This is a genomic window from Spirochaetota bacterium, from assembly GCA_035477215.1.
Lineage (GTDB): Bacteria > Spirochaetota > UBA4802 > UBA4802 > UBA5368 > MVZN01.
Map to the genome: position 1 here is coordinate 1 of DATIKU010000054.1, position 25,411 is coordinate 25,411.

Consider the following 25,411-nt stretch of genomic DNA (forward strand, 5'->3'; position numbering starts at 1 on the left):
CGATCTCCATTATTCCTTCGTTGTAATCGAAAACGGAAAAGGGCCGTCGCACGAGCGGGTCGGTGCACGGCGCGGCTTTAATATTGACGAATTGCCCGGGCTCGGGTGCGCATGCTCCGTCGAACCTCAGTTTTAAAAGGACATGGTCCCGTGCTATGGGCAAGGGCCTGTCGATAAGCTGTGCCATCTATTTGCCGCCATCGAATTAATGATGGAACAAGGATTCCCCCGTATAAGGACTAATACAATACTATTTTTTACCGGGTGTTGTTTATTTACCCGCTGTATCAACCGTGTTCCCGGCTGGATGCGGGCCGGTTTCACCCGGGAATACGGGGCCGCCACCTTGTTCTTTCGGGGCGCGGCCAGCGCCATCATCTGCTTCCAGTCGTGGATCGGGCTCTTCATGGTGGCAGGTTGAGGCAGGCAGGAACATCCGGGCGCATGCAAAAAGTGAGTGACTTATACAAGCGCGTTTCGTATGATACGAGACATATCATATGCACGGAGGAACGAGATGATGGCGAAGGGCGGCGTGAAATCGAACGAATACATCCTTGCAATCGACGTCGGCACGCAGTCGGTACGCGCCATTCTGATCGATCCCAGGGGCAACCTGCGCGATATCGTCAAGACCCCCATAGAGCCGTATTTTTCAGAACAGCCCGGATGGGCGGAACAGCATCCCGATTATTACTGGAAGGCACTGTGCGCGACTTCCGGGAGGCTTCTCGCCTCGACGAAAGTCCCGAAGAGTTCCATACGGGGGGTCACCATGACGACGCAGCGCGACACCATGGTGAACGTCGACCGAAGCGGCAAGCCGCTCCGGCCGGCCATCGTTTGGCTCGACCAGCGCCGCGCCGGCAAGGGAAGCTGGCCCAACCCGGTGCTGAAGGCGGCGCTTCGCGCGATTAATCTCCTGGATGCCGTGGAATACGCCATCACCGAGAGCGAGTCCAACTGGATTCGCGAGAACCAGCCCGAGATATGGAAAAAGACACACAAGTTCCTCTTTCTGTCCGGCTTTCTTACGCACCGGCTGGTCGGTGAATACGTCGACTCTACGGGCTGCACGGTGGGGTTCGTACCCTTCGATTACAAGACGCAGGCATGGGCAAAGCCGTCGGACATGAAATGGAAGATGTTTCCAATGGACCCGTCGGTACTCCCCGCGCTGGTCAAGCCGTCGGAGATGCTGGGCTATATCACTAAAAAGGCATCATCCGAGACGGGAATCCCGGCGGGGCTTCCACTCATCGCGGCGGCGGCCGACAAGGCCTGCGAGGTGCTGGGCTCAGGATGCATGAGCCCCGAGATCGCCTGCCTTTCGTACGGCACCACCGCCACGGTGGAAACCACCAACACGAAATACGTTGAGATCGTCCCGTTCATACCGCCCTATCCGAGCGCCGTTCCCGGCGCCTACAACACGGAGGTGATGATCTACCGCGGCTTCTGGATGGTGAGCTGGTTCAAGCGCGAGTTCGGCATGCGCGAGGAGTTGATAGCGCAGAAGAGAAAGATGAGTCCCGAACAGCTCTTCGACGAGCTGGTGGCGGACATCCCGCCCGGCTCGATGGGGCTCATGCTCCAGCCGTACTGGTCGCCCGGTTTGAAGATACCCGGTCCGGAGGCGAAGGGTGCGGTGATCGGCTTCGGCGACGTACACACCCGTGCGCATATCTATCGTTCCATCCTCGAGGGGCTGGCCTATGCGCTCAAGGAGGGGGCGATACGCACTGAAAAACGCAACGGTGTGAAGATTGAGCGGGTGCGGGTTTCCGGCGGCGGTTCGCAGAGCGCCGTGGCGATGCAGCTTACCGCCGATATCTTCGACATGCAGGCGGAGCAACCCCATACCTACGAAACATCGGCACTTGGCGCCGCCATCGACGCCGCGGTGGGCCTTGGCATCTACGGCGATTTCCCCGCGGCGGTTGCGGCGATGACCCGTCTGGGGAAGGTCTTCAATCCGATACCTAAAAACAGGGACATCTACCGCGAGCTCTTCGAGAAGGTGTACCTGAAGTTGTATGATCGCCTGAAGCCTCTCTACGAGGATATCCGCGAAATTACCGGCTATCCACCGCAAAGGTAGAGACGCTCGGGTACGCTGCCCCATCCATCGGGCCATCCACGGCCCCTTCCCATATCCCCAATCCTGTGCAGGGGTTCGTTACGCGCGTCATCTATCAGGAAGGCGAGGGTGACGCTCCGGCGCCGGTGTAATAATTAATAATTGACCGGTTCCATATAATTCAGTAATATTACAAACGGTATTCACCGCAGTGACGCGATTGGTCGAATAGCCGGTATAAGGTTCGGGGGGTGTCGGGTTTTCCTCCAGTGGCGGGAGGGAGACTGTGCTTCAGTCGTCCGTTTTAAAACAAGGTTGTAATTGCGAACTTCAGGAAGGCCCATGAAAACGATAAACAGAGTCAGGGAAGGTGAAAACACCATGAAGAGTATGGTATATGAACTGGAGGAGGTTTTTTTTGGAATTGTGAAGAATGCCTACCCCGGCTTGTGGGAAGACGCGGGAATCACCCGATCGCTCGTCAAGGACATGTCCGCCATAATGAGTGATCGACTTCTGAAGACGCCAGGCAATAAGATCAAGCTGAATATGAAGCCGTTAATGCTCTCCGGCGAGCCCGAAAGCGAGTTGTGCTCCGTTGCCATGCTTTTTAAAATAAATTTTCACGATGGCCAGTCCGTGCAGGGCGCGGCGTTTCTCGACGCTCGCGCGAAAGACGCCGGGAAAAACACTTTCTCCTCGATAAAGAAGGATCACCTCAAGCGACTGTATTCGATCGCGCACCACGGCCAGCTCCTTTTGTACGATTATGACAATATCACCGGAATGGCGTTCCCTGCGACCGCGGAGTCGGTGCTCGGTGCGTATCCGGCCAGTTGGAACGCCTGGGCCCCGTATACCGTCGCGGCGGTGACCTCAGCGCACTGCGCCCTGGCCCTTAACCGCAAGGATACGGGCCTGTACAAGGCCTCTCTTCCGTGGTCGTACCAGCTCTGTTTCCGGAACCTCTTCGGCCTCGATCTCGATTATGGTGATGTGGCGGTCGATACGGCGCGCGGGGTCCGGTTCGAAAAGGGCCGGGCGCGGCACCTCGTTCTGGTCTCGGTTGCGCACGGAGGGGCCGACCTGGATGATAGTCTGGATTATGATCGCTCGTCGTATGTCGAGATGAGCTGAACCGATGCGATATCCGGGCGTGATGGCGAGCTCGGCAAACCGGGAAAGGTTTTTTCGCTGCCGTTATGCGCGCCGGGATTATTGCCATGAAAAATAAATTTCGATCCATAGGGTACAGGATCTTTTTCCTCTATGTTCTGCTGTCCATCGTTAATGTCTCTTTTATCATCACCATCATTTACGAAAACCAGATCGATCTTATCAGCAGGAACACCGGTCTGGAAACGGAAAAACAGGTCGCCGGTCTTATCGATTCAATTAAGCGATTCAGTCTTGAAATGGAAAAGGGATATCTCTTCGATTTACGGTCCGGTGGGAGCGCGGCAAAGCAGATTGTCGGGCTTATCGAACCCCACGTCGAGGATTATCTGATTTTCAATGAAAAGGGAGATGTTCTCCTTTCTTCGGGGAAGAGTGTTAAACCGCCGAAGCTGTATGTTGAGGACGGGCTCCGCTCCATGACCACGATGACGTTTGCGGGAAAGGATTATTATCTGAGAACCGATAAAGAACGGGAAATGATGTATTTCTATATACCGCTCGTGGATTTTTCCCCGCCAAATTCAATTCTGCTCGTTACCAGAGAGCTTGGCGGTATGAGCGAGTCGCTTGAAAATCTTTATTCGCAGGCGGTTTATGTATTGATAGTAATACTTTTCTTCCATGGCGTATTCGCGGCGCTGCTTTTCCGGTATATAGTTTATCCGATCTATCTTCTCGATCGGGGAAGCAGACGGCTCATGAACGGTGATTATAGCACGCGCATATTATTGGAACGGGATGACGAGTTCGGATCTCTCGCGGAAACGTTCAATCGAATGGCGGAATCTATCCATGATAACGTGCGCGGCCTTGCCGACGAAGTGGAGGCCTCGAAAGAAAGCAAACGGAAGACCGAAAAATCGATAACGATGGATCAGTCGACGGGCCTCTTTAACCGCTATTACATGTTCGAACGGCTTCGCGAGGAAATAAACAGGGCGCGGATCAGAAAAAGCGGGACAGCATTCATGCTTGTGGAGGTTGACGGTTCCGTGGAGATAGATAATATTTACGGAAGTCAGACAAGCAATATAGTTTTAATGGAGATCGCGAAGACGATCAGGCGGACCTGCGCGGATACCGATACCGTCGGGCGTTTTGAAGGACTCATTTTTGCCGTTCTGTCGCCGGAAAGCCCGCCGGATCATGCCCGCAAACTGGCCGAAAGCATCCGTCTTGCTATTGAGGAGAGAAAAACGGTAACCCCGGACGGTGAGTTTTCGGCGACGGTCAGTATTGGCGTTTTTCACGCGGACGCCGATTCGCTCGATACGATCACGGACGTCAATGATATAATCGGCCGTACGGAAACCGCCGTGCGGCAGGCGAAACAACAGGGCGGCAACAGGACGGAGACGGCCCGGTAGAGGTCCTTCCTGAAAGTGAAAAATAAAGGGAAATTTACCATTGTAGTGGCCGTATCGCTGTGCGTCACCGCTTTCCTCGTGGCAATCAATCATATCACCCTCGCCGTGCGACTGAACGAAATGAAGAGCAGCCTTCAGGAGTTCGACAACCGCGAGGGAAGTGTGGATCATATAGGGCTCGTGGCGACCTATGAGATACACAAGAAGATGTACGAGGAGCGGCTCGCCCCGGATCAGGCCGATATAATGGAGCAGAGAATCGAATCCCTGATCCTGAGGGAAAAGGAAGACATGCGGGCCGTACCGCTTGCTGAAAGGATGATCTCGATGCCGGCGCTCTGGGTGATAAACATGAACCGGTATGTCCTCGGGAAAAGGCCCCTGCGCCTCGGCGCGGGCAAAGACGCGGTTTCCGCCGATCTTGATCTCGCCTATTATTTTGAGAGGAATTTTCTTTTCGAGCGTGCAATCGAGGCGTATGACAGGGTACTCGCCAAACGGGGATTGGACAGCGCCGTGAGAGCGGGAGTCCTGCTCCATCAGGGATACTGCTATGCGCTATCCGGGAAGAACGTCAACGCAAAGGGAAATTACCAGACTATCATTCGCGATTTCAGCGGAGAAAACAGCGCCATCACCGCAACGATTCTTTTACGTTACATGGAGGGGTTCGCGCGGGCGCAGGAAAGGATTCTCGGCAGCGGGGCCGATCCGCTGTTGAAAAGCAGGAAGCTCGTCAACCTCATGGCCTACAAACAGGCTCTGGATATACTTGAGAAAGAAGAAGTCTCTGCAACGCAGAAGAACCTGGCATTTATACGGTTCAGTAAGGCGCGCTGTTATACGGGGCTTGGCAGGCCGGCAAAGGCGGTTGAGACCTATCTGTCGGTCATAATGGATAATCCGGCGTCGGAATACGCGAAGCTCTCAAACCGGAAACTTTTCGCGATCGGGTCGAGGGCGGGTGGTGAGAACGAAATATCGCGGATTTCGATTCGTATTAACGAACGATTGAAAGACCCCGTCCTTGCGGGGATGATTGAAAGCCGGGGAAAGTTCACGGCCGCCGTGCCGGATGCTTACCGGACGGGCGATCTTGACCTACCCGATAAGATTGTACGCCAAGCCGACATTTTCTTGAGCCATGCTGAAAAAACTCCCGCTGCCGCGCGTTACCTGGTTATTGAGACGAGCGATGGGAATACATTCAAGGGAACCGTGATAGAGGAGACCGGCGAGCATATCGCGCTGATGACTTCGATCGGCAGGATCAATGTTAAAAAAAACAGGATCACCGGAATATCCGGTAATAAATGACGCGGGGAAGAGCCTCTATCCGTCGGAATTATTCAGGAGTTACCGTACTTTTTCAATAATTCTTTGATCGGCAGGGGCGGCGAAAAAAGGTAGCCCTGGAAAAAGTCGCACCCCAGGGCCCTGAAAAAATCGAACTGCGCCCGGGTTTCGAAGCCTTCGGCGACCACCTTGAGGCCGAGGGAGTGAGCGAGTTGAACGATATGGCGGGCCATCGCTTCCTTTCTCGGATCGCCGGGGACCGACTGAACGAAAATCATATCAACTTTCAGGATGTCGACGGGCAGCTCGGCCAGGTAGGCCAGGGATGAAAAACCGGTGCCGAAATCATCGACCGCGATGGAAAATCCCCTCTCCCGTAATTTTTTCAAACTCTCCTTCCCGGATGTAAGATTGGACATTAACTGGTTCTCGGTCACTTCGAGTATGATATTCCGGTTCTCAATCCCGTGCTGATCGGCGAAGGATGAAAGAAAATCGCTGTATCTGGCGTTGACAAGCTGGTTGGTCGAAAGGTTTATACTGATCTTGAACCGTTTGCCGACAAGCACCTCCATGTCGTGAAAGGCCTTGTGGATTACCATATTGTCCACCTCCTTCGCCAGGCCCGCCTTCTCGATGATCGGAATGAAATGCCCCGGCCCTCCGAGGGATTGATTTTCACCGGTGCAGCGAAGGAGTGCCTCGGCGTGAACGATCCGTTCTTCATCGTCTACAATCGGCTGGTAATGCAGGGTGAAAAGATCGCGGCTGATGCTGTCCCTGAGCAGATTGACCGTCAGAATTATATCGGCAGAGGCGTCGACAAGGTCCGGCGAGAAAACGCTTAAAGAGTTTTTGGTCTTTTTTGCCTTTCGCAAAACGCTGTAAGCGTTTTTAACGACCGTCTCCCCGTCCGCCCCGTCGCGCGGCAGCAGAAGCACTCCGATGCTGGTGGTGATTAGGTATGCGGCGCCGGCAATTGTAAACGGGTTTCTCAGTGAAGTGATAATTCTGTCGGCGAGATCCATGGCGTCCTGTTCCGAGCGGATATCACGGAGCAGGAAAGCGAAATCATCGCCGCCGATGCGGTAAAGGCTGCCCGTCTTACCGAACAGTTCGGTCAGGCGAAGCGCGAACTGTTTTAGGATATGGTCGCCTATGCTTTCACCGTAGCTTTCGTTCAGGTTTTGAAAATCATCTATATCCAGCAAAAGAAGGGAGAACGGCGCCCCTCCGGAGCCGGTCGCTTCGATTCCGGCCTGAAGATCGCGCATGAAGGCCAACCTGTTCGGAATCCCAAGCAGAGAGTCGCGGCTGACGATATTGTCCATGTTCTTCTTGATGTCCGCCAGCTGAGAATAGTAATCATTTGTGATATCGATTCTCCTGATCGTCATAAACGCGATGAGGAATGTTATGCCGATCCCGAAGTGTGGATATGGGACTGCTCCGTAACCCGCGGGGCTGCCGGAAAAGATTGTGGAGTAAAGATAGCTGAATAGAAAATATCCGAATACGAGAATACCGACCAGACTTTTCACGAATGGGGAAGACGCCTTCTGCCGGACTTCCCAAAAAACCAGAATACTTACGGAATAGAGAAAGCATGCCGTCAGGATGCCGTCCCGCACTATGAGGAGCGGGCCCCCCGTGCGCGAATTAAAAGACGCACCTGCATCAAAGCGGCCGTCAATAAAAGTGTTGAGCCTAATTAGCAGATCCGGGTTCCAGATGACAAGCGCACCGATGGCGATAGCCGCGACGATTCCGCCCGGAAACAGTATCCGGTTCAGCTTTTGAATGGAGTCGGGGACCTGCAGCGCGCTGTTCAGATAATACGGTGCGAGGACAACAAGGATCAACGGAGATAGTTCCCTCAGTATCGTAAAAAACCGGAATGCCGTGTCCGACGGAACGAGGAAAGCGAAAATGACCGCCAGCGCGTCGCTTATGATATAGACAGCGGCGGCGTAGTTCAAAAAAAGGGAGGGGGGTGTATCGGTCCGGCGCGTTTTCGCATGGGTATAGGTGGATTGTATGACGGTACTTACGATAAATCCCGCACAAAATATCGTTAAGCATATGTAAAGTACAGGGATCGAATTCATTTGGTGCCGGTTGCCGTTCGTGAACAGTGTATAATTATGGATTCGCGTCGGCAAAAGTAAACAAAAATAACACTTGTTCGTTTCAACGAATATGGGCGAAAAACCGTGACGCGCCGAGCGCGGCGAAATAAACCAGAGTCCCTCCCGTCACCATCGTCGCTCCGGTCGGGGTGTCGAGGTTATACGAGAGAAACAATCCGCCGAGCATGATGACCACCGTGTATGCGATTCCCGCCGCGAGCACCAGTCTGAAATCCCTGGACAACAGAAGCCCGAAGCTCGCCGGGAGCACGATGAGCGCCGAGACAAGGATTATCCCCACGATCTTAATGCTTACGACTATGATGGCCGCGAGGAAGATCAGCATTGCGTTTTCGAGAAGGGATATCGGTACGCCGCTGACGGCCGCAACCTCCTCGTCGAAGGAGGCGAACAGGATGCGGTGCAGGCAAAGCGCGACGAATGGCAGAAATACGAGAAGGGCGATGACGACGAGCGTGAGGTCGAAATCGGTGACGCCGAGGATATTCCCGAACAGGTATCCCATGATGTCGAAGGTGTAGTCCTTGCGAAATGCGATGAAGAGCGCCCCGAGCGCCATCGAAAACGAAAAGAAAATCCCGATGCTCACGTCGTAGCTGACCCGCCCCAGACGGACGATCCGGCCGATTGCGAGCGCGGAGGCCACGCAGAAAACGAGGGAAGTGTAGAATGGATTGATGTCGAGCAGAAGACCCAGCGCGATGCCGGCAAAGGCGGTGTGCGCGATGCCGGCCCCCATGAACGAAAGGCCGCGCATAACGACGAAGAACGAAAGGGTTCCGAAGAGTATGCCCAGAAAAAAACACATGAGAAAGGCGTTCTTGAAAAATGCCATTCCCAGGAGCTCCATCATTTTGCCCTCCGGCAGGTTTCGCAGCTCTGGTCGTGATGCAGGAAATACACGTCCCTTCCGAAAACTTTTTCCAGCGCCGCGGCGGGCATGCCGTCCGACGGTTTCCCGTGGAAGTGGATATTCCGTTTGAGGCAGGCCACCCTGTCCACGATGGTCGAAACGCTGCCGATATCGTGCGATACTATAATGATGGTCATGCCCTCGTTGTCGCGGAGATCGACAAGCAGCCGGTAAAAATTGTCCTGGGCGACTGCGTCCAGGCCCGTCGAGGGCTCGTCGAGGATGAGCATGCGCGGATGAAGCGCCAGCGCCCGCGCGATGAGCACGCGCTGGCGCTCGCCGCCGGACAGGCTTCCGAAGTGGCGAGGCCGTAGAGCGCTCATTTCAACGCGCTCGAGCGCGTTGTCGATCGCCTTTCGGTCGTCCGCGCCGAGCCGCTCGAAGATGGTGGTGCGTGCGTAGCGAGACATGGCTACAACGTCGTAGGCGCTGAGCGGGAAGTCCGCATTGTACGCGGATCGCTGTGGAAGATAACCGATGAGCCCGCTCTGTCGTATCTCGGCCGGCGGGAGTCCGTACACCCGAACCTCGCCGGCGGAAGGCGCAGTAAAGCCCATCGCCGTACGGAGCAGGGTACTCTTTCCGCTGCCGTTTGGCCCGACGATGGAGAGTATCTCACCCTGGTCGACCGTCAGGTATATGTCCTCAAGCACCACGGTGGAACCGTAGCGGACCCATACTCCGCGCATGGACAGCGCCGCGTGCCTGTTTTCGGCCTCATGTTTCATGATTTGAGCGCCTGCATCAGCCTGCATCAGCGCCCGCCTAAAACGTCGCCGGTCAGCGCTTTCGCGAGAAGGCGAGCGTTGTGCTCCATCATGCGTGGGTAGTTCGATTTGTCCGGGTCGCCCGGATCCCCGAGGCTGTCAAGTTGCAGCAATACCGCGCCGGTCTCGCGCGCCAGGGCGGTAGCGGCGCCGCTGTGGACCTTGAGGTCGATAACCACGACGCGAACGCGCTCGGAGCGCGCCTTTTGCACAAGGCGATTGAAATCACGCACAGATGGCTCGTGCCCGTGTCCCTTCTCTATAGTGTCGATGATGAGGAGTCCGTAGTCAGCCGCGAAATAGTCCCACGACGGATGCCACTGTATAAGTTTTTTGCCGTGAAGCGGGCGTATCAGGATGGCGATGCGCCTGTCGAGCTCGGCGAGTTCCTTATCGTATGATAAAAGGTTTTTCCTGAAGTATTCCGCTCCGTCGGGATCGATCTCCGAAAGCCTGGCGTTGATATGGCGTGCGATCCTGCGGCCGCCGTCGATTGAGAGCCAGATATGTGGATTGTCGTGACTGCCACGGTCCATCAGATAGGAAACGACGGTTCCTTTTCGCAGGTATTTTTCAACCCATCCGTCGTATTCCGGGTGAATGCCGATAAAGATTTGCGACGCCTGCAGCCGCTTCACGGTTGATGGAAGAGGCTCGAAAGTATGGGGATTGGCACCCGGTGGCACCGCGAAGAAAACATCGGCACGGTCTCCGGCGATTGAGCGGGCAATATCGCACACTGGATAGATCGAGACGGCGATCAGCAATTCACCGCTTTTGGTCCCCTCCTGGCGTGCGCACGAGACGATCACGACAAGCGCGAGCACTGCGGTAAGCGCAGCGGCCGCGTGAAGCAGGCGAGGTGGTTTCGCTTTCATTGAACGGTCCTTTTCATCGGTCGTGGCGACGATTGCTCCGCGTCTGTGCGCGCCCCCACAACGAGGCGATCACCATGGAACGGGGCTGCACGGTTTCCAACTGTGGGAGGATTCGCCGATTTGCGCAAGGAAATAATGAGTGTGCGCCGGGTCCAGACATCCACAGGGGAATGACCGTCGCGTTGTTTTACTTGACAAATTGCGGTGCCGGCACCTAATCAGCGGAAACGAATGTATCGTTGCAAAGGCGGGTATCGCCGGATTCGCAGCCCGTCGGCCGGGCCGGGGATGACGAATATTCCGACCCCCTCGCGGTTAAAAAGTTGAAATCGGCGGTTTTCATGATACCATAGAGGGCAACAGCCGCGCCCCCTTCGAGTACGATAAAAGGAGCAATCCATGGCACAAAAAGACGGTTTCCCGGCGGAAGATCTTTTCTGTTCGGACCACGGCCTGACCTATAATGACTTCATCATTCTTCCCGGCTATATAGACTTCGCCCCGGACGACGTGGATCTCGAGACGAACTTAACGCGCAACATCACTTTAAAGAGACCCGTCACCTCGAGCCCAATGGATACTGTCACCGAATACCGCATGGCGATAGGGATGGCCCTCCTCGGCGGGATCGGGTTCATCCATTACAACAACACGACCGAGGAACAGGTCGAGCATGTTAAAAAGGTCAAGCGCTTCGAGAACGGTTTCATCACCGACCCCCTGGTGCTGTCCCCGGACCACGCCATTGCCGACATTGACGACATTAAGGCGAAGTATGGATTCTCCGGGATCCCAATTACGGAGGACGGAAAGCTCTACTCGAAACTTGTCGGGGTAGTGACCAACCGTGATGTGGATTTCGAAACCGACCGCGCAAAGAAACTCCGGGATGTGATGACGACCGATCTGATGACGGCCCGAAAGGACATATCCCTCGCTCAGGCGAACGAAATACTGAAAAAATCGAAAAAGGGGAAACTCCCCATCGTCGATGAAAAGGGTTGCCTGGTGGCGTTTATGTGCAGGAACGACCTCCTTAAAAATAGGGAGTATCCCTTCGCGTCCAAGGATGGCCAGAAACAGCTCATGGTGGGTGCCGCGATTTCCACAAAGGAAGAGTCAAGGGAACGATTGGATCGACTGGTGCAGGCGGGCCTCAACGTGGTTGTTGTCGACGCCGCGCAGGGCAATTCGCTCTACCAGATCGACATGATCAAATACATAAAGAAGAAGTATCCGTCGCTGGACGTGATAGGCGGCAATGTCGTCACCGAGGAGCAGTGTGAAAACCTCATAAAGGCCGGGGCGGACGGTCTGCGCATCGGCATGGGCCCCGGCTCGATCTGCACCACGCAGACCACCATGGCGGTGGGAAGGGCGCAGGCCACGGCGATCTACCGTTGTGCGCGCTTTGCGCGAAAACAGGGTGTGCCGGTGATCGCCGATGGCGGCATCTCCGTTACCGGGCATATCGCGAAGGCGCTGTCGCTGGGCGCGTCGGCAACCATGATGGGCTCGATGTTCGCGGCGACCGAGGAGGCCCCCGGGGAATACTTCTATGAAAACGGCATACGTTTAAAGCGCTATCGGGGGATGGCGTCACTCGAAGCGATGGAAAAGGGCGGCGGCAAACGATATTTCGCGGACGACGCCAAGATCATGGTGGCGCAGGGTGTTTCGGGTGCGGTGGTGGACAAGGGCTCGCTTTTCGATTACGTGCCCTACCTTATACAGGGCCTCAAGTATTCCCTGCAGGATATGGGGGCAAACAGCGTCAGGAGGCTGCACGAGATGCTGTTTGCCGGAGAGCTGCGTTTCGAGCGGCGATCGATATCGGCCCAGATAGAGGGGGGCGTGCACGACATGTACTCGTACAAGGAGCCCAAGTACATGTAAGCCGTCAGGGCGATGGTGTGTCCCGGCGTTTGTTCCGTCGGAGCCGGATTATTATAAAGATCGCCGCCGCGACCGCCATGAGCGCCAGCGCGGCCATGTTGTAGTTGCTCAGAATGGCACCCATGCGTTCTTTTACCAGTTCCCAGTTATCTCCCAGCAGGTAACCGGTGTGAATCCAGATCAGGTTCCAGGTTGCCGCGCTGATGATGGCCAGAACGAATACCTTCGGCAGGGACAAGTGCGCGATGCCGGACGCCAGAGAGATAACAGACCGGACGCCGGGCAAAAACCGGTTGGCGAGCACGACGAGATAACCATATCGCCTGAACCACGATTCGGCCAGCACAATGCGCTTCGCCGGGAGGTGCCGGTAGTCTTTCCCCATAAAAAATTCTCTTCCCAGAAAACGCCCAACCAGAACCAGGCAGACGAAACCGCATACGCTGCCAAGCGTTGTGGCTGCATACACCAGAAGGTAATCCAGCCTGCCGGTGCCCACCAGAAACGCGCCGAAGGCGGTGATGGTGTCGCCGGGAATCGGGGGAAAAACATTTTCAACAAACGCGCTGACGAAAAGCAGAAGATAGAGCAGAACGTCGCTCACACCCGCGAGCGTCGGGAGGATTTCGGCGATTTGGGTTTCCATGGATATCCTGAATAGTGTGGGCTTTCGGTGATTTAGGCAAACATTTTAGCCGTCAGGTGAAGCGAAAAATCCTTGATTATCGTATTGGAGCGGGTATCATCCTTTCCAACATGCCGCGTGCTACTCCCTTAATGAGAGGTCGTGATCGTGAGAAGGTTACAGGTCTTTTCCCTTGCCGTTGTAACGGTTTTACTTGTTTCCTGCAAAACCGCTGATGTCAGAGACCCGTTAAGGGAGCGGATTGATGAATATCTGGCGGCAGATCCGCATTCCAAAGAGCTCTTCCGTGTCGTAATGACGTCGGACCGCTATCTCATGGCGCAGATGCAGCACCCCGACCGGATACGGCGCAACGACGACCCGGGAGGTGACAAGTACATGACAGAGGAGCTGAAAAAGTTAGACAAGATCGACGAGGAGCGCGAGGGCATTATCGCCGTATGGCTGTACCCCGATTCCGGGAGGCTCATGAAGGTTCGGCCCAAAAAGCTCACCTACCTGATGGAGATCGACAAGCTGATAGTGGAGGACATCCAGCGCTGGAGCTTCCGGTTCCCCCAAAAGGATGTGTATCCGACGCAGTTCGACGTACGGTACCGGGTGATTCTGCGAAAGACGCTTTCGGACGATGAAATCATGAAAGAGGTCCGCGACAAGATAATCGAGAAGACCGGCTCGCACTGATCAGACGGACGCCGTATTGATGATCAGCCGAACCGAATTTTCGTCGATTAAAAGCTTCTTGGCGATGTCGTTCGAGCTCCATCCCCTGCTTGAAAGCTCGCGAACGGTTTTAATCACTCCATCGTTAAGGTTCTTGCCCGGCGGCAGGTCGCCCTTCATCTGGCGCGAGATGGGATTATTGTTCTCCACGGCCTGAAGGAAGTCGGCGAACTGCTTCATCTTGCGGTCGGTCTGGCTGAACATGTCCTTGAGGCGCGAATCGGTGCTGTCGATCTCCGAGCGCATCGATTCCATTTTCTGGAACATGGCGTGGATCTGGTCTATGCGCTTTTCTATGTGAGCGGTGAGCCCCTCGAGTTCGCTGAACTTGTCCTTGACGTCGCGGATTTCCTGTTCGCGCGACTTGAGCACCAGCGTGTTTTCCTCGATTGAAGTCAGGTACTGGGTGAGCTTCTGGATGCGCTTGTCTGAGCGCTCGACGATTGCCTGAAAGGAGCCGATCCGGGACTCCATCGATTTTATGAGCATGTCAGCCTTGTGGGACGATTCGAGGTTCCGCGCGATGGTGTCCTCGTACTCGCGAAGCTCGGTTATTCGCGCCTCAAGCCCCGCGTAGCTCTGCCCGAGCGTCTCGATACGCGTGCTCACCATGTCTATTTTTGAAATTTTGTCCTCAAGCGCGTCCATCTTCTGCGTGACCATGTCGGTCAGTCCGATGATTCCCGCCAGTTCGTTTTCATAGCTCGAAAGCCTTCCCTTGCGGCCCTCGAAGGCCTTGAGCTCCTTCTCGACGGTCTTTCTCAGATCTTTTATCTTTTCGATGTCGTCCATAAACTTCTGGATGCCCCTGGCCTCGTCTTTGGCCTCCCTGAGCATTCCGCCGAAATTCTGAACGGCGTCCTCCACCTTGCGGATCATATCGTCGCTCTTGGTGAATATCTGCCTGCTCTCCTCGTACTGGGTTATCTCTTTCCTCATGTCGAGGAGGCGCTGTTCCATCTGCGAGAAGTCCACCTTCACGCGCTGCATCTGGGAATCGAGCGAGTCGTTGAAGCGCTCCTCCATGGTCGAGAGCTTCTCGGAGAGCGAACTGAAACGTTGCTCGACGCCGTGGTATTCGGTGATGAGCGATGACATCTTTTCTTCGGCCGATTCTGAGAGGCGGTTCTCCATTTCGGCGTATTTCTCGTCGAAATCCTCGATTTTCGCGATGGTTTCCTCGGCCTCTTTGCGGGCGGCCTTGACGATCTCGTCCTTTTTCGCGATGGAGTGGATGCTCAGGTTGTCGATTTCCGTCCGTATCTTCTGGACTTCGTCGGCAAAAGACGCGATAAGCTTCGACTTGGAGTCGTCGATGGTGTTCTCCACGGTGCGGAGTTTCCCGAAAACCTTGTCTATGTCGGTTTCAACCTTCTCGAGGAGCGAATCGCGGCTGCGATGGAATTCCGCTATGGACTCGGCGATCTCGCGTTTGATATTGGCGGATTTGTCCTTGATATCGGCGAATACGCTGTTTTCGAGATCGGAGAGCGTTGACTTGAGGGCGTTGACCTTCAAGTTGATATCGGCGATGTCGGAACGGGTTTCGGCAAGGGACTGGCTGCGGGTCTCCTGCAGCGCCAGTTCGAAGTTTTCGATCGCCTTTTCGATGCTGCCGATCTTGGCGTTGATGTCGGTGAACACGCGGCGATCGGCCGTATCGACCCGGCTTTCGAGCAGGTCGGCCGTGTGGCTTACGGCGTCGATGCGGGATTTGATGTTTTCGAGTATCGCCTCGCCTGCAGTGGTGATTCCCTGCTCCATGCGGGCCAGCGAATCGGAGAAGGACCTCGTGAGCAGGTCGACCTTTTCCTGGGCGGACCCGAGCAGTGCCGCCTCGTTGTCCCGGAACGACTCCCTCAGCCTGTTTATCTGGGCGGCGATCTCATCGCCCATCTCACGCGATCGTTCGCGCACCTTGTCATTGAATGCCTGTATGAGAAGAGAACTCTCGCGCTCAATGCGGGACAGCCCCTCGATGAGGGAGCTGATCTTTTTGGCCATGTCCCCGAAGCCCGCCCTCGACGCGGCGATGAATTCAATCTGCTTGTTTACCTCGCGCGCCGCCTGGGAGACGACCTTGAGGTCGTCTTCGACCTTCTTGAGGCTTGACTTCTCGATGTCGAGCCCCTTTATCCTGTTTTCTATCTCGGAAACCGATTCCCTCAGGGAGGTCGAGAGGCCACCGGCCTTCTTGACCAGCAGATCCATCTCTATCGTCGCGTCGTTGAAGCGTCGGCTCTCGGTGTCGGCGAGTTTTCTGAAATCGTTGAAGATCTTGGATGAAAACCGCTTCAACTTGATCATTTTCAGGTTTGAACGGTCAAGCCTGCGAAACGCAAAAAGCACCAGCAGGCACGACAGGAGCGTTACAATGTTCCACGTCATCTCTTGTACTCTCCGCGAATAAGGTTCAGATCTCCGGCCGCAGGGACTTTATTCCGACTTGCAATTCTATATAAATGCCATGATATTGTCAATATCTATTTTATGTCTCATTAAAAAAGAACGGCGCCCCGGGTTTTTTCCGATAGTTGACGCCGTTGGGGCTATTATAAGACAAATGGAAAGTTGCTCATGATCAGAAGAGCCGTTGTTTCGGGCGGTATTGCCGTCATTGTTACGATCCTTGCCGCGTTTGTGTTTTCGGAAGCCATGGTGAAAAAGGAGCCGCACATCGAACGGCTCCTGGAGTCGGAGCTCTTCCGTAAGGGCGAAACGATGGCCATGGTATGTGAGATAACTGCGTATTGCCCCGGCGCGTGCTGCAACACCGAATTTGTCCCAGGCGATAACGGCGAATCGGCGATCGACTGGAGCGATCAGTTGGCGGTGGGGGGGCTTTCGATCAGGGCGCTTTTGGATTCCGGTATCCGACCGGCGGCGGTCGACACGTCGCTCATTCCCTTCGGTTCCATAATCGACTGTGGCGGGGTGTTGTACGTGGCGCTTGACCGGGGAGGGGCGATAAAGGGAGCGAAGCTTGATCTTGCGATGGGTGCGCATGATGAATGCGTTGCATTCGGGCGCAGGCGGAACCGGATCGTCACGGTGCATATCCCGCACTCGCCCTCGGCGGTGGTCGGCATGATAAAGAAAAAATACGGTTCGCGAGGCGACCGCTAGTGAGCTATTCTTTGGCGGCTTCGGCCTCTTTGTCGCTCAGGCGGATGTCCCTCGCCGATTGGTTGATGGGAAGCGGAATGCTCTCACCCTGTTCAACATCCGACTGGTTCCTCCGGTCGGGCATTTTCCACCGGTTTTTTTCATCCTCGATCATCACGCCGGCCCTCTCAAGGCTCGACTGGATGGCACAGTCATTCGGATCGAGCAGCAACGCTTTCTCGTAATACGACCGGGCCTCCTGTATCCTGCCAAGTTTTTCATGGCAGAGGCCCGTATAGTGCAGAATCGAGGCGGTGTTTTCCCTGAGGTCCATCGCGCGGTTAAAATACCCGAGTGCCTCCTGCGCACGTCCCATGGCGAAGTAAAGAACCCCCATCTGGTAAAGCACCTTTGTGTCGTCGCGCTTGAGCACCATGGCCCGCTGGAGATACCTGAAGGCATCGTCGAGGTTCTGAACGGTTATCGACAGCATGCCGAGCCGGTAGTTCGCCTCGAAATTGTCCGGGTTTATCTGGATGATCGCCCGGTAGAGCGTTGCGGCCTCGTCCCAGCGCCGGCCTTTTTCGTGACGCACGGCCTCTGAATAATAATAACGCTCCTTGAAGGTCAGTTGCGCATTGATATAGGTGCGCAGATCCTGCATATAATGCCCCATCCTGCGCAGCTGCGCAAGGACTGCCGTCTCACCGTCAAATTCCCCGCGGACCTCCATAAGCCCGGCCTTTTTAAGAAGGGTAAAGGCCTGGGTGCGGCCCTGGATTTCCGAAAGTATCCCCGCCCTGAAATAATACAACGTGCCTTCGGGGGGGACGAGATCCGCGATTCTCGAATTGTCCGACAGGTAGCTGTTTTCAAGCGGTTCGGTGAGATTGTACCGGGAGCCTTTGTCGGAGCACGGCCAAGCGGGCCGGTCCGTTCCGGTAAGATGGACGAGGAGATCGTCGATATCGGTGAAAAGAAGATGAGCGAGCGGCTGATACTCGTTGACGAAGAGCCCGGTAAGGGCGGGCTTCTCTTTGAACAGCAAGGCCAGTCTGTCCAAGCCCTCGCCCTTCAGGGCAAGAGCGGACTGTTCATCGGCGCATACGACCACGAGGTGGTCGGAAAAAAGGAAACCGGCGAAATGCCGGAATGTTTTCTTCATCCCGGACAGGGCCCCGTTGAGCGTCGAGGGCGCGCTGTGAGAGAGGTTGAGCACCTGGACGAACAGCCCATTGCGCGAAAGCGCGCGGCGAACTATCCGATAGTATTCCCCGGAAAACCGGAATCGGTTGCAGGAAAGGTCATAGAGATTGGGAATATCGACGATCATCCCCATCGGGCCGCGCTGGACGCTCAGGTGGCGCAGGATTTCGCCCCGCTCGGTGAAATAAAAGTCCTTTCCGGTGAACGGCGATTGCCTGAAATCGACGGAGCGGTCCGGAACATAATCGAGACATACGGCGCCGGGGAAGTAACCGATTGATGGATTTCTGAAAAAACGCTGGTTGCCGTCGATAAAGAGAATCCCGGGGCGCCCGTCCCCGGAACCGTGCGCGAAAAGCGCAAGCGGGACGAGCGAACGCTGAAGATTTTTTATCGAGCCGTCATCCGCCGAGAAAATATCCCTCCCGTTGAAGCGGACAACCGCACTCGCGCGCCCCGGCGCCGGAGGGCCCTCGGGCGGGGCAAGATCGGCGAAACCGGAGATGTGGGTCACGTAGAGTTTCCTGTTGAGTGGAATATCGAAATTGATGTGGACGAACAGCATGAGCGGGATGAAAGCCGCCGCCCCGGCCAGGTAGACCGCCCTCGCCCATGACCCCGCCTTTGACTGCATGAGGTGAATGACGGGAATCGCCGTATTGAGGAGCGCCGCTGCGTAAAAGATCACGAAGAACCACAGATAGGTGAAGTCGAGCAGGTGGAGCGCCGCCAGAATGGGAACAGGGAGTACGAAAAGTGAAAAATCGATAATCGCGAACCGCCTGTCATGATCGTAGGTCTCGAGTATATCGCGCAGGGTGTGGTAGATGGAGAACCCGAATACGACCGCGACGGGCAGAAAAACCGCGATTCCGGCCGCGATTCCGATGGCGTTCCCGAGCGAGTTTATCGCCGCCAAAAAAAGTATGAACGCGGGCGGATAAAGCACCTCGGTGTAAAGGGGAAGAAACGCCTTTTTTAAAAGGCGCGCCGCGGCGAAACCCGCCAGGAGCGCCGCCGTGCAGGCGAAAATAAAAAGCATCTGCACGTGCAGAAAGTTTCCGAAAAATTTAATGACGGTCTGGTAGCCGAGAAAGAGATATACGAGAACATAGGAAAAATTCAGATAGGCGAATGCGAGATCTTCCCTCTTCTGCGCGGCGGTTTTTTCTTCCGGATGGTGCTCTTTGTATTCCTGGGCGTAGAGCGTCGGAGGGCTGTAGGGAAGCTTAATGAGAAAGACCGTGGGCAGAATGATCAGAAAAGGAATGAGGCCGAGGTAATAGGCCGGGGGGAGGCGGAAGGCCAGAAATCCGTGCGCCGTTCCGGCCGTAAGGGCGACAAAACTTATAACAAAGAAAGCGATGAGGCTCTTTTTCTCGTCGATGAACTCACCGCATGCGATCTTGAGGAAATAAGCGCCCTTGATTCCCGCGAAAAAGGAAACGCCCAGCATCGCGGCGTAGAGCGCCCCCCGCGCATTGAAAAAAAGATCCAGCAGCGGCTCGTCCCCGGCGGGGGCGAGGTACTTCCTTGCGACAAAGAGAGCGCAACCGATCGTAAAGGCCAGATCGGATATGGAATATATCATTCGGAAACGGCTGATTCGCGCGAAAAGCACACGCCCGGCGAGGTTGCCGAAAAAAAGGCCCGCGAGGACGGCGAGGAATACAAACCTGAACGTGGACTCGTAGGGGGCGTAATAATTGAACACGAGGGACATGTCCGCGAAGATGAACGATACCAGAAAAACCGTGGCGAAGAGGTTATAGTAGAGCAATCGTCGCTGAAGGATGTCGGAATAGCTGAATTCCTTTAACAGGCTCATTTTCGTAGTATGCTCCGTGGGGGTGCCGGCTGATGCAACCTGCATTATGGCCGAAAAATTGGCCAAAATTACAAGAACTTTTTACCGGCCTGAAGGCGACGATTCGAATCGACGGCCGCGAGGCCCGAAAAAAATGTAAGAAATTTGGCGTGTTTTTCCGTTACTATAGGATAGAGTCGTCACGTGATACTGACGGGCGTTTCCCGTCGGCGGCATTTGATTGCCGGACGCGTACTTGCCGCCTTTCACGCGAGCCGGACGGGAATTATTTATTGAACTTTTTAGTTTGGTTACATAAGTTAGTATTGATGACGGACCGCCGCGGACCGACGGCGGAAAAGAAAGGTCAGAGGCGCTCATGAAGGTCGAGAACATCCCGGAAAATAACCTTATAGTCCTGTTACTCCTTATGGTGCTTACCGGGGGGCTGTACTATTTCTGGTGGCTCGCGAGGGTAAGCCGAATATTCAACGACAATCCGGTTTCCAACATACTGCTCGTGTTGCTTACCCTCGGCCTGTGGAGCCTTTACATCAATTTAAAGTACATGCAAAAATCGGAGGAGCTTAACGGAAGGGACCTTAAATGGTTCATGGTTCTGTTTCTCCCCATTTCGTTTCTGATCGTGCAGCATAACGTCAATGAGCGATACTACCCGGGGAGATAAGGTCAGGAGAGCGCGATGATAGTACGGTGCACACATTGCGATGCTGCTTACGCGGTGGACGACGGCAAGATAACCAACAAGAAATTCGGTTTCTCGTGCCCCAAGTGCGGGACCAATGTGATCATCGACAATCGTCGCGAAAAGCGGACGGTGGCCGCAGCGACGGCGCAGCGTGGCCGCCCTGATGATTTGGACATGGGCCTCGATCTTTCCGCTGAGGGTGAAGGACCCGTTTCGGGCGAGCCCATGCCCACCGACGAGGAGCTCGCCAGGGCCCTGGAGGAATTCGATTCTGTTCCCCTCGACACGGGGCCGGTAATGAAGGACGATCTCAGCACCGCGGATTTCGGGCTGGACTCGATAGACAGCCTTATGGTCGAGGAGCCAAAAGACCGCGGAGCCGCCGGGGGAGGCGAACGGCTCGATGATGAGGCGCTGAAACTCGAAGACTTCGGGGAGAGTCTCGGCGCGGAAATTCAGGAGTCTCCGGGGGAATTCGACGATATCAGCTTTATCGACGACTCCGACGTTAAACCCAAATCCACGCCCGCAAAGCGAGGTGCGGACGTCCCGGATGATGTGGTCGATTTCGATTCAATCATGCTGGATGATGAGCCCCCTCGCGTAAAATCCGGGCCGCGGACGGGAGGAGCCAGGGGGGCCGCCCGTGATTCGATTGACTTTTCGGACGAGATCATCCTCGACAGCGAAATAAAGTCCGACGAAGTATTTTCCAAGCATTCCGCCGACGTCGACGATAGCATAACGATAGACCTCGATTCGCTCGACATAGAACTCGACGAGGGAGCGCAGAAAAAAGGCACCGTGCCGGACAATGCGCTTCCCGGGGATGAATTCATGTTCGACGAGCTGGAAGAGGCGGCGCCGTCAGGCGGGCGGTCCGGGGCTCCCCGCGCGGCGGACGAGGAGTTCGATACAACCATCGATCTCGATACCCTGGACATAACCCTCGACGAGGTCGAGGAGCTTAAAAGGGGCGTCGATATAGACGACGATGAGCGCCTTACGCTTGATGATACCGGCCTCACAATGGACGAGCTTGTCGTCGAAGAGCCTCCCTCCGCGGCGGGAGCGCGATCGATTGACGACACGACTGCCGGCGAAGAGGACATCAAGCTCAACCTCCGCGAGATCGACCCGTCGCTGAGCGTCGACGACCTCGCGGGCGGGAGTGATCGGAGAATAATCGACGAGCTCGAGGAGGATGGCCTTCCGGAGATAGACCTCGAAAAGCTGCAGAAAGAGGAGTTTGCCGAAGACCTCTTCGAGCCCGATAACGGAAGGGGCGCGGCATCGAAACGCGCCTCTTCCTCCGAGGATTATCTCGATATTGAGACCAGGCGGGAATTCTCGCGCTATCGGTCCGATCTGGAAAGAGGCGGTCCGGCCGGCGCGGACACCGTGCCCGGCGGGGTAATCAATTTTTCAATCGACTACTCGCTCACCTATTCGCGTCTGGGCGCGATCCTGAGGCTTTCGGGACTTTTTGCAATAGGGCTTCTCCCCCGGCTTTTCGTCACCATGCTGTATTCGGCGGTTTCGGCGATACTGGGTCTCATCAATACGCTGCTGGTGCTCTTCAGGGGCTATCCCGACGAAGACTTCCTCGAGGTCCAGGAAAACACGCTGCGGGGCGCGATTTCACTCGCCGGGTGCGCCTTCGATGTGGTTGAGGACACGCCCGGTTTTTCGGGGCGGAAAAATATCGATTATGCCCTGCAGCTTTCGGTCACCTACCCCGTGCGCTACTCGCGTTTCCTGGCCTTTCTCCGCCTCACGGGGGTGGGCATCGTGCTGGCGCTTCTGCCGCATCTGGTTCTCGTCGCCCTGCTTTCGCTCGGTGCGCTCCTAATTTATTTCGTCGGCCTTGTGGCCGTCCTCGCCACCAGAAGGTGGCCCAACGTGCTCTTTGACTTCATGGTGCGCTATTTCAATTATGTGGCGAACGTGAGCGCCTTCATGACGGGGCTCGTGGACCGCTATCCTTCGTTCCGGTTCGAATAAACGCACCGGTTCCAAATAGTTCTTGCTTATTAACCCCCGCCGGGCCAGCCTTCGGCCCGGCATGAATGCGCACATCCCATCAAATTCGTTCGGTGTTTCTCCATGAAAGAGGTTTTCGGGCAAAACGGAATACTGTCGTCGGTCGACGGGCGTTTCGAGCCCCGGGAGGAGCAGTGGCGCATGGCCGATTTCATTATCGAAGCGCTGTGTGATGGGATGGAATGTTTCGTCGAGGCGGGTACCGGCGTGGGGAAGACTCTTGCGTACCTCGTGCCCGCCGTCAGCTACTGTATCGAAAATGATAAGCGTCTGTGGGTGAGCACCGAGACGCGGGCGCTGCAGAAGCAGCTTCTCGAGAAGGATATACCGGTGGCGCTCGAGGTGGTGCGGCGCCTCACCGGAAGGGAGTTCACTTACGAGCTCTGCATGGGGAGCGCGAATTATCCCTGCCGCCGCCGGTTCACAGGGGTGCTGGAGCGCGGCGAGTTCCATAAGACCGAACTGCACTGGCTGGAAGACCTGCGCGCGCTCATGGACAAGGGCGGCCCCATCACCCGATTCAACACCAGGATGCCGCAGTCGCTCTGGTCGCGCCTGGCGCGCGAGAGTGACGCGTGCGGCATGTTCGCCTGCCGGTTCTCGTCGAAATGTGCGTTTCAGCTCGCGCGAAAGCGCTGGCAACAGGCCGATGTGCTGATACTCAACCACTATCTTTTTTTCGCGAACATCGCTTCGGGCAAAACCTATCTTCCGTCCGCGGACGTTCTCATATTCGACGAGGCCCATTCGCTCGAGGACATCGCCTCGGACCAGCTGGGATTCTCCATCAGCTTCTCCGACATGATGGATATCGCCGAACGTTTCCACCGGCGGGGCCGCAGGAAAACCGTGCTCTCGCAGATTGCCCGCGAATCTCTCCGGAAAAAAGCGGTCGCGAAGCACGAGTCCTTCTTCGCCGAGGTCCAGAAATTTTTTGAGACGCTCCGCTCGCACCTCCCCGGCGACAAGCCATCGTGGCGGCTTAAGGAACCGCTCCGTACGGGGCCGGACATGCTGGCCGCGTATCGCGAATTCTACGCACTTATGGGCGAGATCGATGAACGGATGGACGACGAGCATTTCAGGACCGAATTCGAGATCGCCAGGTCCCGGCTTTTTTCCGCGGCACAGGCACTTACAGCGGCCATCGGCTGTGAGGACCCGGACTGGGTGTACTGGCTCGAGAGGGGAGAAGGCGAGCTTCTGGGCGATGTTACGGTTAAGGGGCAGCCGGTCGACGTGGCCGGGGTCATGGCCCGCGACGTGTCGGGCTCGTACGAGAGCGTGGTGTACGTTTCGGCCACGCTGGCAGTCAACGGCGATTTTTCGTATATCGCCGGACGGCTGGGCTGCGGGTCGTACCGTTCGCTTCTTCTCGCGTCCCCGTTCGATTACCGGAAACAGGCGGTGCTTCTGCTCAACCGCGATGAGGGCGGGCCCGACGGGGTGTCCTTCTCGGCCGATGCCGCCAGGCTTGCCGCGGAGATCATCGGCCACCTCAACGGCAACTGCCTGCTCCTGTTCACCTCGTACCGGATGCTCGAAAGCGTGCGCGAGCGGCTTCTGACTGTCGTGGAGCACCCGGTGTTCGCGCAGGGCGAATACCCCGCCTCGGAGGCGCTGGAGCGTTACCTGGAGACCGGCAATGCCGTTCTCATGGGGACGCACTCATTCTGGCAGGGGATCGACCTGCCGGGCGATCTCCTGAGAGGTGTGATAATGATGCGCCTTCCCTTCGCCGTTCCCGACAGGCCGCCCGTGCAGGCGAGGATGGAGCGCCTGGAGGAGCGTGGGGAAAACCCGTTTTACGCCTATCAGGTGCCGGCCGCGGTGCTGCGTTTTAAACAGGGGTTCGGCAGGCTCATCCGCGGAAGGGAGGACAGGGGAGTGGTCGCAGTGCTCGACCCAAGGATTCTCTCGAAGAATTACGGACGGTTCTTCATCAAATCACTCCCCGAATGCACGGTGGTCCACACGATAGCGGACATGAAGCGGGCGTGGTAACGGTCACATCATGAATCCTCGACGGCGGCAGCGGCCGAAATAAGGCGTAATATTTTTTAAAAATATAGTTGCAAAATGGAAGTATATCTGTCAGTATTACGGTATGAAAGGAAAAAAATCGGGTGCCGGTGCGGGTATTTCGCTTTCGCGGCGGGATCTCGACGAGGCCCTTTTCCATGCGTTGCGCGCGGTCTACCGGTTCGAACGCTCAAAGGTGGAGCGTTTTGAGCTGTCCTTCGAGGAAATATACCTATTACAGTATTTGCGGCGCACTTCCGCGTCAAGAATGAGCGATATAGCGCACGAGATGGGAATTCCCGTCAGCACCGCCACGCGTCTTGTGGACAGGTTGTGTCGTATGCAACTCGTCGACCGGGGCAGGGGGGAGGCCGACGGGCGTGTGGTCCAGGTGAGGCTCAATGCGAACGGGGAAGCGGCGGTCTCCGCCGTGGAGCGACACAGCTTCGAGGTGATAAGCATGAACGTGGCCCGTTTCCCCACCGGGGATGTGGCGGCGTTCGTGCGGACCGCACAGTGTCTCGGCGATATTCTGGGAACAGGGCCCGTGCCGGCCGATAAAGCGGCGCCCGGAAAAAATAAAGTACGCGCGCACGGCGCGAAGGGGGATGGCGGATGAAGGAT

At 56.0% G+C, this 25,411-nt stretch carries 19 protein-coding genes; 11 read left to right on the forward strand and 8 right to left on the reverse strand.

Annotation, left to right across the window (positions count from 1 at the left end):
- Nucleotides 1-187 (reverse strand): hypothetical protein (locus VLM75_13765; GenBank protein ID HSV97982.1); only part of this gene is annotated, 187 nt, incomplete at its 3' end.
- Between the two features lie 330 nt (nucleotides 188-517).
- Between VLM75_13765 and VLM75_13770 the strand changes: the two genes are divergently transcribed.
- The 4 genes from VLM75_13770 to VLM75_13785 all read left to right on the forward strand — a co-directional run bounded on the left by VLM75_13770 (nucleotide 518) and on the right by VLM75_13785 (nucleotide 5,943).
- On the forward strand, nucleotides 518-2,101 hold the full coding sequence (locus VLM75_13770; GenBank protein HSV97983.1) for an FGGY-family carbohydrate kinase: 1,584 nt from the start codon (nucleotides 518-520) through the stop codon (nucleotides 2,099-2,101).
- A 321-nt stretch (nucleotides 2,102-2,422) separates the two neighbouring features.
- The gene (locus VLM75_13775; protein ID HSV97984.1) at nucleotides 2,423-3,217 is read left to right on the forward strand and encodes a hypothetical protein; all 795 of its coding nucleotides are present in this window, start codon (nucleotides 2,423-2,425) and stop codon (nucleotides 3,215-3,217) included.
- A gap of 86 nt (nucleotides 3,218-3,303) precedes the next feature.
- Nucleotides 3,304-4,626, forward strand: coding sequence for a diguanylate cyclase (locus VLM75_13780; GenBank protein ID HSV97985.1), 1,323 nt, complete (start codon nucleotides 3,304-3,306; stop codon nucleotides 4,624-4,626).
- Nucleotides 4,627-4,641: 15 nt separating this feature from the next.
- A complete protein-coding gene (locus VLM75_13785; GenBank protein HSV97986.1) occupies nucleotides 4,642-5,943 on the forward strand; it encodes a hypothetical protein in 1,302 nt (433 codons plus the stop codon).
- A gap of 32 nt (nucleotides 5,944-5,975) precedes the next feature.
- On the opposite strand, the gene VLM75_13790 is transcribed toward VLM75_13785, so the two are convergent.
- The 4 genes from VLM75_13790 to VLM75_13805 form a co-directional block, all read right to left on the reverse strand.
- Entirely contained in the window at nucleotides 5,976-7,901 is a 1,926-nt protein-coding gene (locus tag VLM75_13790; GenBank protein HSV97987.1) for a bifunctional diguanylate cyclase/phosphodiesterase, read from the reverse strand.
- Nucleotides 7,902-8,112: 211 nt separating this feature from the next.
- A complete protein-coding gene (locus VLM75_13795; protein ID HSV97988.1) occupies nucleotides 8,113-8,925 on the reverse strand; it encodes a metal ABC transporter permease in 813 nt (270 codons plus the stop codon).
- A complete protein-coding gene (locus VLM75_13800; protein ID HSV97989.1) occupies nucleotides 8,922-9,713 on the reverse strand; it encodes a metal ABC transporter ATP-binding protein in 792 nt (263 codons plus the stop codon). Before VLM75_13800 ends, VLM75_13795 begins: the two co-directional genes overlap by 4 nt.
- Before the next feature lie 26 nt (nucleotides 9,714-9,739).
- A complete protein-coding gene (locus VLM75_13805; GenBank protein HSV97990.1) occupies nucleotides 9,740-10,630 on the reverse strand; it encodes a metal ABC transporter substrate-binding protein in 891 nt (296 codons plus the stop codon).
- A 399-nt stretch (nucleotides 10,631-11,029) separates the two neighbouring features.
- Here VLM75_13805 and guaB point away from each other — a divergent pair, with 399 nt between their 5' ends.
- Nucleotides 11,030-12,526 carry an IMP dehydrogenase gene (guaB, locus tag VLM75_13810; GenBank protein ID HSV97991.1) on the forward strand — a complete coding sequence of 499 codons (1,497 nt, stop codon included), beginning with the start codon at nucleotides 11,030-11,032 and terminating at the stop codon, nucleotides 12,524-12,526.
- A 4-nt stretch (nucleotides 12,527-12,530) separates the two neighbouring features.
- Here the strand turns inward: guaB and VLM75_13815 are convergent, their stop codons facing one another.
- A complete protein-coding gene (locus tag VLM75_13815; GenBank protein HSV97992.1) occupies nucleotides 12,531-13,172 on the reverse strand; it encodes a DedA family protein in 642 nt (213 codons plus the stop codon).
- A gap of 147 nt (nucleotides 13,173-13,319) precedes the next feature.
- Between VLM75_13815 and VLM75_13820 the strand changes: the two genes are divergently transcribed.
- Nucleotides 13,320-13,856, forward strand: a complete 537-nt coding sequence (locus tag VLM75_13820) for a hypothetical protein (protein ID HSV97993.1) — start codon at nucleotides 13,320-13,322, stop codon at nucleotides 13,854-13,856.
- Here VLM75_13820 and VLM75_13825 read toward each other — a convergent pair whose 3' ends face one another.
- The gene (locus VLM75_13825; GenBank protein HSV97994.1) at nucleotides 13,857-16,283 is read right to left on the reverse strand and encodes a hypothetical protein; all 2,427 of its coding nucleotides are present in this window, start codon (nucleotides 16,281-16,283) and stop codon (nucleotides 13,857-13,859) included.
- Between the two features lie 189 nt (nucleotides 16,284-16,472).
- Between VLM75_13825 and VLM75_13830 the strand changes: the two genes are divergently transcribed.
- Nucleotides 16,473-17,021, forward strand: coding sequence for a 3D domain-containing protein (locus tag VLM75_13830; GenBank protein HSV97995.1), 549 nt, complete (start codon nucleotides 16,473-16,475; stop codon nucleotides 17,019-17,021).
- A 4-nt stretch (nucleotides 17,022-17,025) separates the two neighbouring features.
- Here VLM75_13830 and VLM75_13835 read toward each other — a convergent pair whose 3' ends face one another.
- Complete coding sequence (locus tag VLM75_13835; GenBank protein ID HSV97996.1) at nucleotides 17,026-20,034, reverse strand: tetratricopeptide repeat protein; 3,009 nt, start codon at nucleotides 20,032-20,034, stop codon at nucleotides 17,026-17,028.
- A gap of 358 nt (nucleotides 20,035-20,392) precedes the next feature.
- Between VLM75_13835 and VLM75_13840 the strand changes: the two genes are divergently transcribed.
- The 4 genes from VLM75_13840 to VLM75_13855 all read left to right on the forward strand — a co-directional run bounded on the left by VLM75_13840 (nucleotide 20,393) and on the right by VLM75_13855 (nucleotide 25,406).
- The gene (locus tag VLM75_13840; GenBank protein HSV97997.1) at nucleotides 20,393-20,701 is read left to right on the forward strand and encodes a hypothetical protein; all 309 of its coding nucleotides are present in this window, start codon (nucleotides 20,393-20,395) and stop codon (nucleotides 20,699-20,701) included.
- A gap of 15 nt (nucleotides 20,702-20,716) precedes the next feature.
- Nucleotides 20,717-22,726 carry a DUF4389 domain-containing protein gene (locus tag VLM75_13845; GenBank protein HSV97998.1) on the forward strand — a complete coding sequence of 670 codons (2,010 nt, stop codon included), beginning with the start codon at nucleotides 20,717-20,719 and terminating at the stop codon, nucleotides 22,724-22,726.
- Nucleotides 22,727-22,828: 102 nt separating this feature from the next.
- A complete protein-coding gene (locus VLM75_13850) occupies nucleotides 22,829-24,769 on the forward strand; it encodes a helicase C-terminal domain-containing protein (GenBank protein HSV97999.1) in 1,941 nt (646 codons plus the stop codon).
- 103 nt (nucleotides 24,770-24,872) lie between these two features.
- A complete protein-coding gene (locus tag VLM75_13855) occupies nucleotides 24,873-25,406 on the forward strand; it encodes a MarR family winged helix-turn-helix transcriptional regulator (GenBank protein ID HSV98000.1) in 534 nt (177 codons plus the stop codon).
- The last annotated feature ends 5 nt before the right edge of the window (nucleotides 25,407-25,411 follow it).